This window comes from Streptomyces chlorus (genome assembly GCF_042655885.1).
Taxonomy (GTDB): Bacteria; Actinomycetota; Actinomycetes; order Streptomycetales; family Streptomycetaceae; genus Streptomyces; species Streptomyces chlorus.
Genome location: NZ_JBHSOA010000016.1, coordinates 1 through 13649, shown reverse-complemented (window position 1 = coordinate 13649; position 13649 = coordinate 1). Strand labels below are relative to the sequence as shown.

9 protein-coding genes, 1 tRNA gene and 4 pseudogenes are annotated in these 13649 nt (G+C 68.6%); 8 read left to right on the top strand and 6 right to left on the bottom strand.

The window, feature by feature from the left end; all coding sequences use genetic code 11:
• The coding region (locus ACFPZI_RS09735) for an IS3 family transposase (RefSeq protein ID WP_381360933.1) at window positions 1-659 on the top strand (659 nt) is incomplete at its 5' end.
• Complete coding sequence (locus ACFPZI_RS09730) at window positions 557-1069, top strand: hypothetical protein (protein WP_381360930.1); 513 nt, start codon at window positions 557-559, stop codon at window positions 1067-1069. The genes ACFPZI_RS09735 and ACFPZI_RS09730, both read left to right, overlap by 103 nt.
• A 70-nt stretch (window positions 1070-1139) precedes the next feature.
• On the opposite strand, the gene ACFPZI_RS09725 is transcribed toward ACFPZI_RS09730, so the two are convergent.
• Window positions 1140-2177, bottom strand: a complete 1038-nt coding sequence (locus tag ACFPZI_RS09725; protein ID WP_381360927.1) for a questin oxidase family protein — start codon at window positions 2175-2177, stop codon at window positions 1140-1142.
• Between the two features lie 292 nt (window positions 2178-2469).
• Here ACFPZI_RS09725 and ACFPZI_RS09720 point away from each other — a divergent pair.
• Together ACFPZI_RS09720 and ACFPZI_RS09715 are read left to right on the top strand one after the other, a co-directional pair.
• A pseudogene (locus tag ACFPZI_RS09720) lies at window positions 2470-3421 on the top strand (ISL3 family transposase); the annotation flags it as partial.
• A gap of 77 nt (window positions 3422-3498) precedes the next feature.
• A pseudogene (locus ACFPZI_RS09715) lies at window positions 3499-3955 on the top strand (transposase); the annotation flags it as partial.
• 263 nt (window positions 3956-4218) lie between these two features.
• On the opposite strand, the gene ACFPZI_RS09710 reads toward ACFPZI_RS09715, so the two are convergent.
• Entirely contained in the window at window positions 4219-5571 is a 1353-nt protein-coding gene (locus ACFPZI_RS09710; protein WP_381360925.1) for an endonuclease domain-containing protein, read from the bottom strand.
• A 501-nt stretch (window positions 5572-6072) separates the two neighbouring features.
• Here ACFPZI_RS09710 and ACFPZI_RS09705 point away from each other — a divergent pair.
• From ACFPZI_RS09705 to ACFPZI_RS09695, 3 genes are all read left to right on the top strand, one after another.
• Window positions 6073-6849 carry a BlaI/MecI/CopY family transcriptional regulator gene (locus ACFPZI_RS09705; RefSeq protein ID WP_381360923.1) on the top strand — a complete coding sequence of 259 codons (777 nt, stop codon included), beginning with the start codon at window positions 6073-6075 and terminating at the stop codon, window positions 6847-6849.
• Window positions 6850-7036: 187 nt separating this feature from the next.
• On the top strand, window positions 7037-7240 hold the full coding sequence (locus ACFPZI_RS09700; RefSeq protein WP_055628868.1) for a cold-shock protein: 204 nt from the start codon (window positions 7037-7039) through the stop codon (window positions 7238-7240).
• 55 nt (window positions 7241-7295) lie between these two features.
• A tRNA-Met gene (locus tag ACFPZI_RS09695) sits at window positions 7296-7369 on the top strand.
• Window positions 7370-7677: 308 nt separating this feature from the next.
• Here the strand turns inward: ACFPZI_RS09695 and ACFPZI_RS09690 are convergent.
• Window positions 7678-8783, bottom strand: a pseudogene (locus ACFPZI_RS09690) (integrase).
• A 675-nt stretch (window positions 8784-9458) separates the two neighbouring features.
• On the opposite strand from ACFPZI_RS09690, the gene ACFPZI_RS09685 reads away from it, so the two are divergent.
• The gene (locus ACFPZI_RS09685) at window positions 9459-9956 is read left to right on the top strand and encodes a peptidylprolyl isomerase (protein ID WP_381360920.1); all 498 of its coding nucleotides are present in this window, start codon (window positions 9459-9461) and stop codon (window positions 9954-9956) included.
• 472 nt (window positions 9957-10428) lie between these two features.
• On the opposite strand, the pseudogene ACFPZI_RS09680 reads toward ACFPZI_RS09685, so the two are convergent.
• The 3 genes and pseudogenes from ACFPZI_RS09680 to ACFPZI_RS09670 all read right to left on the bottom strand — a co-directional run bounded on the left by ACFPZI_RS09680 (window position 10429) and on the right by ACFPZI_RS09670 (window position 13532).
• Window positions 10429-11146, bottom strand: a pseudogene (locus tag ACFPZI_RS09680) (IS6 family transposase).
• Window positions 11147-11646: 500 nt separating this feature from the next.
• Window positions 11647-12693 carry an IS630 family transposase gene (locus ACFPZI_RS09675; RefSeq protein WP_381360917.1) on the bottom strand — a complete coding sequence of 349 codons (1047 nt, stop codon included), beginning with the start codon at window positions 12691-12693 and terminating at the stop codon, window positions 11647-11649.
• 89 nt (window positions 12694-12782) lie between these two features.
• Complete coding sequence (locus tag ACFPZI_RS09670; protein WP_381360915.1) at window positions 12783-13532, bottom strand: amidase family protein; 750 nt, start codon at window positions 13530-13532, stop codon at window positions 12783-12785.
• Between the last annotated feature and the right edge of the window lie 117 nt (window positions 13533-13649).

The window sequence follows — 13649 nt, the reverse complement described above, 5'->3', positions numbered from 1 at the left end:
GGATCGAGGTGAACCACAAGCGGGTCGCGCGTGTGATGGCCCGGATCGGCCTGCAGGGCGTGCACCTGCGTAAGAAGGTCCGCACCACCGTCCCCGAGCCGTCCGCGACGCCGGTGCCCGATCTGCTGCGGCGTGACTTCACCGCGAGCGAGCCGAACACCAAGTACGTCGGCGACATCACTTACCTACCCATCGGCGACGGCCAATTCCTGTATTTGGCAACGGTGTTGGACCTTTGCTCGAAACGGCTGGCGGGCTGGTCGATCGCCGACCACATGCGCACCGAGCTGGTCACCGATGCGCTCCGGGCTGCGGCCCGTACCCGCGGCGGAACCCTTGACGGGGCGATATTCCACAGCGACAACGGCGCCCAGTACGCGTCGAAGGAGTTCGCGGACGTGTGCCGCGAACTCGGCGTGACCAGATCACGTGGGGCGGTCGGAACCTCGGCGGACAACGCCGCCGCCGAATCCTTCAACGCAAGCCTGAAGCGGGAGACCCTGCAGAGAAGGAAACGCTGGTCAGGGGCGCGCGAGGCCCGCCTTGCGGTGTTTCGGTGGGTCACTCGCTACAACACAAGAAGGAGACACTCCGCACTCGGCCAGATCAGCCCGATCACCTACGAACAACGATCGATTACGCTGGCCGCTGCCGCATAACAAACGGTGTCCACGATCCGGGGTCAAGTCCCCTCGACGTCCAGGAAGACGCTGCCCGGGCCCTGGCCGACGACCTGCGAGGACAGATCACCGAACTGCAGGGCCGGCTGCGGGAGGCCGAGACCCACCTCGAGCACCTGGCGATCACCCGGAAGACCGTCACCGCTCTCGCTGACCGGCTTCCCGCCCAGGCCGCCTCGGCCGACCTGCCCGAGCACCCGGACTACCCCCGCATCCTCGCCGCCTTCAACCAGGCCACCGGCCCCCTCCGGGCCCGCGACGTCTGCGAAGCCCTCGACCACGAACTGCTGCCGAAGAACATCGAAGGCACCCGCGCCAAGCTGAAACGCCTCGTCAAACTCGGCATCCTCACCGAGATCGACACCGGCAACTTCGCCCGGCAGCAGTAGCCGACCAAGACCCGCGACCAGCAGAGGCTCGGAAAAAACCTGCCTGGGGCCAAAGCTAAAAGCCGCGGCGTCAGGGCGCGTCGATCAGCTCGGTCGCGCGAATCACTGCGGTGAGGGCATCGGGGCGGCCTGTGCGTTGGTAAACGTCAAGGCAGGTGTCGGCGAGCTTGATGACGTGTTCGTCCTGGTGGCGGACGGCAAGGGCGAAGGTCTCTTCCGCTGACTGGTGGGCGGTGGGGAGGGCGTGCCGAGGTGTGGGTGCGGCGGGGGTGTAGGCCGCGGTCACGGCCGCGCTGGCCGCCCAGGCCGCGTGCAGGCTCATGACCCACTGGGTGCCGGGGAGTGCGGGCAAGGTACGCAGGACGGCCATGGGTGCGGTTGCGGCGTGAACCAGCATGACGGGCGAGCCGTGCGCGTTCGGGAGGTAGTGCACGGCGGCAGCCGTCGTCAGATCGGCCAGCAGGTCCCGGGCCTGCCCGGCGTCCGCGGCGGGTCTCAGCGCGGCCAGCGCGATCGGCCAGCCGGTCAGGTCGGTGAGCTGGTCGAGCCGGTGGTTGATGCCCGCGGTCTGGTCGGGAACGCGCGGAACGCCTGCGAGAGCGGACGCCGGGTCGGCGGTTCCTGAAGGGGTGGCGGATGGCACCCGCTGCCAGCGCGCCGCCCAGTAGCCGAGCGCTTGGCCGAGCTCGGCCAAGCGCGGTCCGTCCTCGTGGTCCAGCAGGGCGTGGACGGCGTGGCCGGTGCGGATCACCCCGTGGGTGGCGCCGGCCGCGATGCCGGGCAGAAGCCGTGGCCACCACGTCTCCAGTACCGTGCGCCAGGGCTGTTCGGTCACCTCGCGTTCGAAGAACGCAAGCCAGTCACCGAGACGGTGAGGGGCCCCGAGCGCCGTGCGCCATTCGGCGGCGGTGATGGGCGAGGCGCCGCGGGGCCGATCGTCCAGCCGACTCATGTAGAGGTCCAACCAGCGGTGGACCTGTCGCGCGTGTCCGCGTCTGACCATGGATTCCACCGCCATGGGACCGTGATTGGTCAGCCAGCCTTCGAATTCCGGTCCGGTCCGATGCAGCCGTTCGTAGGCCTCGTCGAGCGTGCTGTCGATCTTCATGTGATCTGACTCTAGCCACGCGATGATGCGCCACCATCGGTCCAGGGATCTAGACGCGCCCCTACATCGGGCTTAGGACCTTCAGACGGACACCCACATCCAGATCGGCCCGACCGGCAAGAAGCTGCTGCCTCTCGAAGGTATCCGGGCCAAGCTGAAACGCCAGGTCAGCCGCGGCGTCCTCACCGAACCCGAGCCCGGACTCTTCACCCTGCCGCGGTCTATTCAACCCGCACCACAGCCCGCCTCAACCTAGGACCCGGCGAAAGCTCACAGAACGCCCTCTCAGACCCTGACCGCATGGCTGCGCGAGCACCCAGGGGCCCAGTACGTCTGCCGCGACGGCTCTGCCTCCTACGGCGAGGCGATCCGCCAGGCCCTGCCCGAAGCGGTGCAAGTCAGCGACAGGTGGCACCTCTGGTCCAACCTGTGCGGCAAGGCCCTGGCCGAAGTCCGCTCCCACGCCGCCTGCTGGGCCACCGCCGTGAACCCCGCCCGACCCGGCGGCGTACGTGAGCAGACGACCCGCGAGCGCTGGCAGCAGGTCCACAACCTGCTCGACAAGGGCGTCGGTCTGCTCGAATGCTCCCGCCGCCTCGACGTAGCCCTGAACACCGTCAAGCGGTACGCCCGCATGAAGGAGCCCACCACCGAGCGCCGCGCGCCTCGGTACCGGCCCACGCTCGTCGACCCCTACCGCGACTACCTGCGCCGACGTAGAAGCGAAGATCCCGCTGTGCCCATCACTCACCTCCTGCGGGAGATCAAGGAGCTGGGTTACACCGGCAGCGCGAACCTCCTGGTCCGCTACATCACCCAGGGCCGTGCCGAGGGCGACCGGCCCGTCACCACCCCGCAGCGCTTCGCCCGCCTCCTCCTCACCCGCCCCGAGAACCTGCGTGACAAGGACGCCGCACTACTGCGGGAGCTCACAAAGGCTTGCCCCCAGACCGCCGAACTCGCCAGACTGACAGGCGAGTTTGCGCAGCTGCTGGCCCCGGCCGAGGGCAACGACTCGAAGCTCACCGACTGGATCACGGCAGTTCGCGCCGCCGACCTACCCCATCTGCACTCCTTCACGAACGGTCTTGAGCTCGATCGTGCCGCCGTCGACGCCGGACTCACCACCCCCCTACCACAACGGCCGCACCGAGGGCGTCAATACGCGAACCAAGAAGATCATGAGGCAGATGCACGGCCGAGCCGGGTTCCCCCTGCTCCGCCAGCGAATCCTGCTCCACTGATCACCACACAGCGCTACCACCGATTACGTGACAGAGCCAAACGTTCGGTGTAACTCCTGATCAAGGAAGATGCACCGATGACCAGTGAGAACGTGTCCGAGGCCCAGTCCGTCGAGATGCCTGAGCCGCAGCCGTCGAAGGCGGTGGACGACCAGCTCATCGACGAACTGGTGGGCCGGACCCAGGCCGAGGGCCTGCAGCTGACCGGCGAGGGCGGGCTGCTCCAGCAGCTGACCAAGCGGCTCCTGGAGTCCGCCCTCGAGGGCGAGATCACCGACCACCTCGGCTATGACAAGCACGACCCGGCCGGCAAGAACGGCGGCAACTCCCGCAACGGCACCCGCGGCAAGACCGTGCTCACCGAGGTCGGACCGGTCGAGATATCCGTGCCCCGCGACCGGGACGGAACCTTCGAGCCGAAGATCGTGCGCAAGCGGCAGAAACGCCTGTCCGGCGTCGACGAGATGGTGATCTCTCTGTCCGCGAAGGGCCTGACGACCGGCGAGGTCCAGGCCCACCTCGCCGAGGTGCGGACAGCCGAGTCATCGGCACCCCGAGAGGGCCGTGGACACCGAAGGAGCCGAGATTGCGCGTCGCTACACCAGGGAGTACCGCTCACCAGGGGCAGATGCTCCGTCGCACCACCACCGGCGCACACCACCTCCGAGCCGAATACGGCCGCCGTTACGCCGCTCTGCGTCGGCGCCTGACAGCCCTGACCTTCGGCTTTGTCATCATGGTCCTCGTTATCTCGTCATCATCCGGTTGACTTTGGTGTCGGGTTTCTCGCTGTTCGCTCAGAACAGCGCCAGGCCCTCACCGCTGGTGTCCGCGATGACCGGCCGGGACCGGGCGGGGAGGCCGTCCAGGCGGTCGGGTCCGGCCGCGGCGGCCACGGCAGGGGCGGTCTCGGCCAGCCAGGTGCGAAACCGCTCGGCGGCTTCGCGGTAGGGGACTTGCGCCAGGACCCGGTGCTCGCCCGAGGGGCACAGGTCGACGGCGACAGTGAGCAGGCAGGAACCGGGCGCATGGTGGCTGCCGGTCCAGGACACGCGCAGCGCACCGCAGGGTGTGCGCCCGCGGGAGCCGCGGGGGTCGTGGTGGGTCGGGCGCAGTGATCGGCAGGCTATGTGGGCGGTCCATGCGGCGAGGTGGGGCAGTGGCAGGGTGGTGCGGGTGCGGCAGCCGGGGCAGCGGTGCCAGTGGCGGAGCCAGGCGGCGGCGTGGGTGTGGAAGAGGCGTGCGTAGTGGTGGGCCACGCGGATGTCGTTGCTGTAGAGGTGGTCGGGGCGTTCTTGTGTGTTGCAGGAGTGGCAGACGGGGGCGCGGACGTAGCCGTGTTCGTGGCAGTGGTCGAGTACGGCGGCGGGTGCGGTGCGGCAGATGGCGCAAGCCCACCCGGCCACCTTGCGGGAAGTGCCGGGTTTCCTGCTGAGTACCGAGTACAGGTGGCCTTTCAGTTCCTCGTTGTACGGGCGTAGTGGGGCGGTTGGGCAGTCGGGGCTCGTCGTCTGCCGGCCGTCGGCGGCTCGGGCCTGCCGGTGGTGGGAGGGCGGCTCGGTGACGGTTGCGCTTTTCTGGCAGGTCCGCGCGGCTTGCAGCCACCGCGTTTCGGTGTGCTCGGCCACGTCCAGCAGCCTGACCACGGCGCGCGGCAGCCACCATGTCCGCGCCGTCCGGTCGCGGGTTTTCTCCACGAGTATCCGCCGCCAGTCGATCCCCGCCAGGTGGTACGGCCGGCCGCCATCACATGGTGCTGCCCGCTCGGGCTCGTCCGGTTCCTGCAGTTCTTGGGTGATGCGCCGGCGCCATCGCAGCGGTGTGTTCTCGTTGTGCTCCTGCTTCGGCGCGTCACGGAACGGACCGATGCGGACCAGGTCCTGGCGGTCCATCTCCACCGCGTTCAGTTCCGCTGCCGCCCGGCGTACCTCGGTCTCCGGAACGCTCCACTGGCCGCCGCCTGCCTTCACCGTCGCCACCACACGGCCGCCGAGCAGGACGTAGCCCGCCTGGGCATCGGCGGGAGGGCGGGTGAACGCCGCAGAAGCCGTTGGTACAGCGCTGTGGGCCGTCAAGTCGGCCCACAGAGCGTCCGCGGCGCCCAGAGTGATCAGGCCGCCCGTGCGGCCCGGGATGACACGCTCTGACATACCTACAGGCTAACGGCCGGTCTCCGCAGCGCCTCCGCATCTGTGGCCTCGACGACCGCGCGCCCATAGACCCACTTCGGCATGGGCGGCCGGGACCAGGTTCGAGGCCGCCACCACCGCCAGGCCGCAGCCGGCACCTTCAGCCGGCTCGCTGCCGGGTACCCGTCGTACGCCTCACGCATCACGACCACTCCGGTCTCAAGCTCTTTCCCACCTCAGCCTGTGCGGCGCGGCGACACGAAACGGCGCGTGCCGGTGGTCACGGCAGTGTCGCCTGCGCGGGCAGGGTGTCCGTGCGGGTCGGATCTGGGCGGACCGTGGGGCGGGAGACGGTGAGGTGGTTTCGCGTCCGGTGTCCTTTCCGGCGGGCCGGTGCCGGGAGGTGTGGCAGGCCGTGGGCGGCTGTTCGTGAGGGTGGTGTTTGCCCAGGACAGCGGCGACGGTCCCGTTTGGGTGAGTAGCATCCGGCAGCAACAACCCCCGTATGAAGGAGCGTGCCGCGTGGTCACCGAGCCGGAAGAGCCCACCAGCCAGAGTCTTCAGAGCCAGTACGCGGCCCAGTTCGCCGACCACCTCGCGGGCAACCGGGAGGAACAGGCCCGTCTGCGTAAGCGTCTTGAGCAGCTCGAGGCGGACGAAGCCTGGCTGGTGAAGGCACTGGAGACGGTGTCCGCCCCGGCCGAGGCCGGCGCCAGCGCCCAGGCGCCCGAGAACGAGCCGGCACAGCCGCAGGACAACACGTCCGGGCCCACCGAGCCGGCCGAGTCGTCCGAAGCGACCGATGTTGGGGCTTCCGCGGCTGTGCCGAAGCAGCGGCAGGACAAGCCGGCCGGGGCACCCGCGAAGAAGACCACGGCCAAGAAGACGGCCGTGAAGGAGACCACGGCCAAGAAGACGGCCGCGAAGAGGAGCACGGCGAAGAAGGCGCCCGCAGCGAAGAAGACGACGGTGGCCAAGGCCGGTGAACCGGCCCTGGGTGAGCTGCTGTTGAGCGTCCTCGGCAAGCACGCCGGGCAGCCGCGTACTGCGAGCGAGGTCGTTGGCGACCTGGAGCGGGAGTACCCCGAGCGGGCCCGGGACATCAACACCGTGCGCAGCACCCTGGAGCGGCTGGTCGCCAAGAGCCGCATCGAGCGGACCAAGCAGAAGAACACCGTGCTGTACACCGCCGTGACCGAGTCCGCGCCCGCCGCGGACGACGCAGCCGCAGAAGCGTCCCCGAGGACCGAGACGGCCGGCGCCGAGGAGACCGAGAAGGTGTCGGCGCAGGCCTGGTGAGGGTCGTGCCGCCCGTCGTGGCGCGCTGCACCGTCCCGGGCTTCAGCACCCGGCACGCTGTGACCGGCGGAGAGGTCGGATAACCGCGCGCCGACGGGGTAGAACGGACGCCGGGTGCCTTTCGGCTACGGACGGCCCTGCCCACAGACCAGCCGGGACCTCTCGGCGATATCGAAGGACAAGCAGCATGGCCAGCGGCACCGTGAAGTGGTTCAACGCTGAAAAGGGCTTCGGGTTCATCGCCCAGGACGGCGGCGGCCCGGACGTCTTCGCCCACTACTCCAACATCACCGGCAACGGCTACCGGGAGCTGGTCGAGGGCGAGCCGGTCACCTTCGACGTGGCCCAGGGCCAGAAGGGTCCCCAGGCCGAGAACATCGTGCGCGGCTGACGAAGGCAACTGCGCACCGCCCCGCGAGAGTGACTGTGTAGAGTGGCATCACCGACGCGGGGTGGAGCAGCTCGGTAGCTCGCTGGGCTCATAACCCAGAGGTCGCAGGTTCAAATCCTGTCCCCGCTACGAGAACGAGGGGCCCGGCGTCAGCCGGGCCCCTTGCCACATCCAGCCTGTGCCGCTCGAAAAGTCATTGCCCCAGGTGGGAGTGGTGTGGGTCGGCCGCTGGGAGCATGTCCGCGTGATCGTCTCACCGACGGACACGATGGTCCGGAAGCTGCTCTTTGTCCCGTCGGTGCTGCCGCACCGGGACACCACCAAGGACGCCGAGCCGCTCGTGCTGCGGCACGAGCACGCCGTGCTGCGCCGGCAGCCGACCGGCCCGATCCGCTACGAGCCGGCCGTGCGCCTGCCGAAAACCTCATCCGCGCAGGTCATGCGGCATATTGGTACGCGTGGAGGATGCCGCCGAGCCGTTCACGTCTCCGTATGCCGAGGCGAGCGATCTGCTCCAAATCGCTGTCCGGGACCGGCAACGGGTGCAGAGGGCGGGCGTTGTCGATGCCCTGATGGAGCCGATGGGAGTTGGAGAAGTCCTCGAACTCGCGTAAGGCGTGCAGCAGATGCCGCTGGTTCCAGCTCAACATGCGGTCCAGCAGCTCGCGCCGACAGGTCTGCATCCCTCCGTTCCATGATCAAGTTCATGCGCGGCATCCGCACCCCGCTGGGCACCACCTCAATCCCCCCCCTCAGCGAGGACCGCGTCGAACAGCGAGGGGAACTTTACGTCGCGGTCCCGGATCAAAACCGCGCCCGGCAGCCGGCGTCTTCAAGGTCCATGACGAGATTCTTCGCTGTCTGCGTCACCCAGGAGGCGCTCGGGTGCGCGGTGGCGCGGTGGCGCCGAGGATCCGGATCCGCCGGCCGGCATGCTCGATCACCGCGAACACGTACAGGCGCGCCCCGGACAGCGTGACCGTCTCCAGGAAGTCGCACGCCGGCAGGGCGTCGGCCTGGGAGCGCAGGAAGTCCGCCCACGTGCGGGAAGCACGTTTTGGTGCCGGGTCGATCCCAGCCTCCTGGAGGATCTCCCAGACGGTGGAGGCAGCCACCTTGATCCCGAGAACGAGGAGTTCGCCGTGGATGCGGCGATACCCCCAACCAGGATTCTCCCGCGCAAGCCGCAACACCAAGAGCCGGATGGAGCGCACGGTCCGCGGCCTTCCCGAGCGCTTCGGCCGGGAAGCGGCAGCGTGGCGGCGTGCGCCCAGATCGCGGTGCCGGCACAACACCGTATCCGGCCGCACCACCAGCCGTATCCGGCGCAGCACCTCCGGCGGCAGCCGGTGCAGCAACGCCGCCAGGAACGCCCGGTCGCCCGGGGCGAACCGCACCCTGTCTTTGCCGAGTTGACGCTGAAGCACCGTGATCTGATGGCGCAGGGCGAGGATCTCCGCGTCCTTGTCCCGGTCGCTCATCGGTAACAGGCGGACCATGGCGAACGCTTGGGTCCGGTCGGGTAAGCCAGTCGCAGCAGCACGACCGACCATCATGTCGGGACAATCACCAGGTACGCGAGAGCACCCCCTCGAGCGCCCGCGCGCGAGACCCCGCGCACCGCCTCCCACCAGGGTGGATGAGGTTTTCGGCAGGGGCAGCGTCTCGGTCTGCTTGACCAGGCGATGCGCGCCCGGCGGGCTGAGCGGAAATGCTCGGGGGACGTTCTTGGTGTAGGCCGCGTCCATGATCACCTCGGTGTGCTGGAAGGGTTGGCGGCCGGCTTGGGTCGGGTTGCCGACGACGTGGTCGACACCCTCCATCTGCTCGGGGGGTCTCCATCCAGCCGACGAGGAGCCGGCCGAAGATGATCGCCCAGCCGTATGCCCCGGCGTACTTGAGTCGGTGGATCTTGTCGCGGAGGGCTCCGGAGTACACGGCTACGGTGTCGACGCGGGAGAAGCCCCTTTGCTCGACCGGCACGGTGCACAGCCTGTTCCCGCACGCCCTGCCGGGCAGGACGGCCTGGGAGCAGACCGGGCAGCGCGGGTCGGCGACGGGCCAGCGGGCGTGTCCGCGCTCGTTCGGTGACTGATGCGCTCATGCTGTACACCGGGTCAGGGCCACTGCACAGGTCTGCACAGCGGTCTTACCGCCGGGCCCGGGCGACGGCAGGGTAGTAGGCGAGCGGTACCCGGCGGAATGTCAGGATGGGGGCATGACGACCAAGGCTTACTTCGATATCACCATCAACGACGAGCCCGCCGGGCGGATCGTCTTCAACCTGTTCGACGACGTGGTTCCCAAGACGGCGGAGAACTTCCGCGCCCTCGCGACCGGCGAGAAGGGCTTCGGCTACGCGGGCTCGTCGTTCCACCGTGTCATCCCCGATTTCATGCTCCAGGGCGGCGACTTTACCCGGGGCAACGGCACCGGAGGCAGGAGCATCTACGGCGAGAAGTTCGCCGACGAGAACCTCACCCTCAAGCACGACCGGCCGGGCCTGCTGTCCATGGCCAACGCGGGCCCGAACAGCAACGGCTCGCAGTTCTTCATCACGACCATCGTGACGGGCTGGCTGGACGGCAAGCACGTGGTGTTCGGCGAGGTCGCCGACACCGAGAGCATGGACCTCGTCAAGAAGATCGAGGCCCTTGGCTCCTCCAGCGGCCGTACCTCCGCGAAGATCACTATCGCCGAGTCCGGCCAGCTCTGACGATTCGCCGCCAGCGCCGCCGAGAGGCGTCCGCCCGACGCGCCCCTCGGCGGGAATCGGCACGCGGCCGTAGCCATAGACGGCTCCCGGACAGTGATGAGTTTGGACGCAGGGAGAGTTGACGGCGCACGTATGGTGGGGAGGAAACGCATCAACGCCCACCCCGGGCTGTGAGCCGGGCGGGCCGAACGGGGGAAGAAAGGTGCGTGCCCGATGACGGTCGGGCTCCTCTCCACGATTGCTGCTGTGTTCTACGGGGGCACGGTCTCGATCCTCGCTCTGACTGCGACCTTTGCTCGGCGCCGCACGCTGCGGCGTGAAGCACGCAGCACCCTTGCCGTCTTGGTGCCGAGGAGGGCGGTGGAGCCGCAGCAGGCAGCCCGCGCGGCAGTAGGCCCAGACAGCTGAGCGGCGTTGTCAAGTTGTCCATGACGTGTCTGGCTGATGGGATGTCAGGGTGTGGTGGGCCGGGTCAGGCCTCGGTGGGCAGGCTGGTGCTACCGGTGATCTGGTTCCAGGTCTCGAAGCGGCGGTGCATCTCGGCGCGGTACTGAGGGGCGGTGAGGCGGTGGCGTCGGGGCCTGAAGTGCGGTGAGATCGCGCCGAACACGGACAGGAACCGCCGTGTCCCGGTGGCGGAGCAGAAAGCCCTTCATCGGGCGTTCGCGCTGCCGGGTGGGCTGGCGGGAGTTCTCCGCCCGGTTGTTGAGGTACTTCGACTGCCGGTGTCCGACCAAGGACATCAGCTCCCGGTGGGCGAGGCCGTAGGAGCGGAGCCTGTTGGTGACCAGCACCCGGAGCACCCGGCATTGCTTCTTCATCGGCTTGGCCAGGAGCCGCTTCGCGGCCGTCGCGTTGCGCCGGGACCGCACCAGGATGTCCAGCACGGTGCCGTCCTGGTCCACGGCCCGCCACAAGTAGTGCCGCACCCCGTTGATCTTCACGAACACCTCGTCGAGGTGCCACGTGTCGCCGGCCTGGGGACGGCGGCGGCGCAGGGCCGCGGCGTAGCGGGGGCCGAACCGGTCGCACCACTGCCGGATCGTCTCGTGAGAGACGATGATCCCGCGGGCGAGCAGCAGCTTCTCCACCTCGCGGAAGCTGAGCGGGAAGCGGAAGTACAGCCACACACAGGGGGAGATCACCTCTACCAGGTACCGATGCCCCCTGTACGACGGCGCGCTGTCCACAGAGGACTTCTCCCAGCCTGATCAACCCGAAGATCATCCCACCCGGTCAACCAACTTGACGGCGCCCCTTGTCGAGATAGCGGGTGAGGGCGGAACACCCCCGCGTCGGCGGGAAGGACTGACGGGCGATCTTGATTCCGACATTCCAGACCAGGTCACTCCACCTTGGTGGGGAGGACGAGGACGGCTCTGGCCTGGTTGACCTAGCCTTCGGATCACCTCTGCTCGTGCAGAGAAGACGACATCGGCGCCACCCTCACACAGATCGGCTATGGCTCACCTCCGCTCGCGCGGAGAGGACGAGCCGCTGATGCTGGCCGATCCGGTCCGCGTCTCAACAAGGGACATCCCTGATCTTCTCGACGAGAACGCCGACCGATTTAGCCTTCTCCTTCAGTCCGGAGTTCAGATCTGCGGAATCCTCCAGCACCACTACGGGCTGAACCTGGGCTTGTCGAGGAACAGAGCGGACCGACTTATTGATCAGAAACTCATGGGGTTCACTCGTCGGTGGCGTAGCGGACGTGCCGGCCGCCGAGGTATCCGCGCACGATGCGAGGTTGGCGTTGTCGGCGGTAGAAGAACCTGCGGGTTTCGGCGGCGGGTTCGGTCTGGTTCCTGGCCCGGTGGGTGTGGGGCAGGCTGTGTTTGGGGTTGGCGTTGACCAGCTCGTCCGGATTCAGCTCGGGTGAGTACGAGGGCAGGAAGTGCAGTTCGACCTGGTCCTTGTGGTCGGCGAGCCAGGCCCGAACCGTCTTCGAGCGGTGGGCCGAGTGCCGGTCGACGACCAGGTGGACCTTGCGGTCGAAGTGCCCGACGAGCCGGGCGAGGAACCGGCACATGACCTTCGCGTCGAACGACTCGGTGAAGACCATGAAATGCATCCGCCCCTTGGTGCTGATCGCGGACATCGCGTTCGCCGAGAACCGGTTCCCGGTGCGGTGCACGACCGGTGTCGTGCCTTTGGCTCCCCAGGTGCGGCCGGTGACCTGGTCCGATCGGATGCCGACCTGGTCGGCGAACAGCACCTCCCCGTTCTCCGCCTTCGCTCTGGCCCGGATCGCCGGCCACGTCTCCTCGCGCCGGATCCGGACCGCCTCCGGATCCTGCTCGACCGCCCACTTGTCCGGCCGCTGGAACGTCAGCCCCCACCGCTTGAGGTACGTGCCCACCCCCGGCTCGGTGAAGCGGACCCGGTACAGCTGGAAGATCAGCTCGCCGATCAGCCCCCGCGTCCACAGCTGACCGGAAAGCCCCAGGCCGGAGGGGGTGTGGGCGCGGGCGGCCTGACGGACGGCGGCCTGCTCGGCCTCGGACAGCACCTGATGTTCCCCCGCGCGGCGGCCCCGCGGACGGTACAGCAGCGCGTCCCGTCCACCCGCCTGCCGCCTTGCCCACCAGTGGTCCACGGCCCTGACCGACACCTGGAACAGGGCCGCGACCTCTACCCGGTCCCGGCCCTCCACCAGCGCGGACACGGCCGGCAGACGCACGGCCTCCTGCGCGTCCGGCGACCAGGTCCGCGCATCCCCCACCAGATCACTCACGCACGGCCAACGAGCCTGAACCCAAAGCGTTTCGGATCAATACGCCCCCGCGCCGGGGGTGTTGCCCAATTGGGCAAAAATTATTTTGATCAGGCGGTGAAGGCGGGCGGGGCCGCAGGGGTCGGGAGGATGCGGGCGAGCTGTTGGGCCGCGGCGATCAGGGTCCGGTCGGACAGGTACGGTCCGATGATCTGGATGGCGAGCGGCAGGCCGGCGCTCGTGGTGCCCGCCGGAAGCACGATCGACGGCAGGCCCACAGGCCCGGCAAGGTTGATCCAGCTCGTCTGATCGAAGAACGAACGCCGCTCGCCGTCGACGGTGATGTACCGCTGGGGCGACGGGACGGAGGTCTGGTCGTCGACGGCCGCGGTCGGCGCCGCCGGCGTGATGAGGATGTCGTGCTCGGCGAAGTAATCGGCCCACCGGCCGCGCAGCTTCTGGCGGTCCTCGTCGGCGCGCGCCCAGTCGCGATGCCGCATGGTGCGTGACTTGAGGTAGAGGGCGCTGGGGTCGTCGTCGGTGAGCGCGTCGGCGGCCTTACAGTCGGCGGCGAATGCCTCGTCGCTCGCGGACGCGGACCCGGTGGCGTACATCAAGGACTGGAACAGCCGGTCGCTGATGACGAGCTCTACGGGCCGGGAGCGGTCGTCGACGGTGGCTCCGGCGCTGCGGACGAGCCGGGCGACCTGGTCGAGGAGACCACGGGTAGCGGAGTCGACCCGGCAGTAGTCGTCATCTGCCCATATGCCGACGCGGTACTGGCTCAGGCTGGTGAACTTCGAGGCCGGGAGGTCGATCCTCCAGGCGGCGCCGTCGGCGGGGGCCGGAGCGGCGATCACGTCTAGGCTCGGACTTCGCGGGTCACCGTTTCAGGTCTGTGGCCAGCGGGTTTGTCCGATGTCGGTGCCGAGGAGATCGAGGAGGTGGAGTTGGACGCCGCGGGTGATCTGGACAGT

Excerpts from the sequence above, each read along its gene's own strand:
- ACFPZI_RS09710 (WP_381360925.1), bottom strand. The coding sequence starts at position 5,571 with ATGTCAGAGCGTGTCATCCCGGGCCGCACGGGCGGCCTGATCACTCTG.
- ACFPZI_RS09685 (WP_381360920.1), top strand. The coding sequence starts at position 9,459 with ATGACGACCAAGGCTTACTTCGATATCACCATCAACGACGAGCCCGCC.
- ACFPZI_RS09700 (WP_055628868.1), top strand. The coding sequence starts at position 7,037 with ATGGCCAGCGGCACCGTGAAGTGGTTCAACGCTGAAAAGGGCTTCGGG.
- ACFPZI_RS09725 (WP_381360927.1), bottom strand. The coding sequence starts at position 2,177 with ATGAAGATCGACAGCACGCTCGACGAGGCCTACGAACGGCTGCATCGG.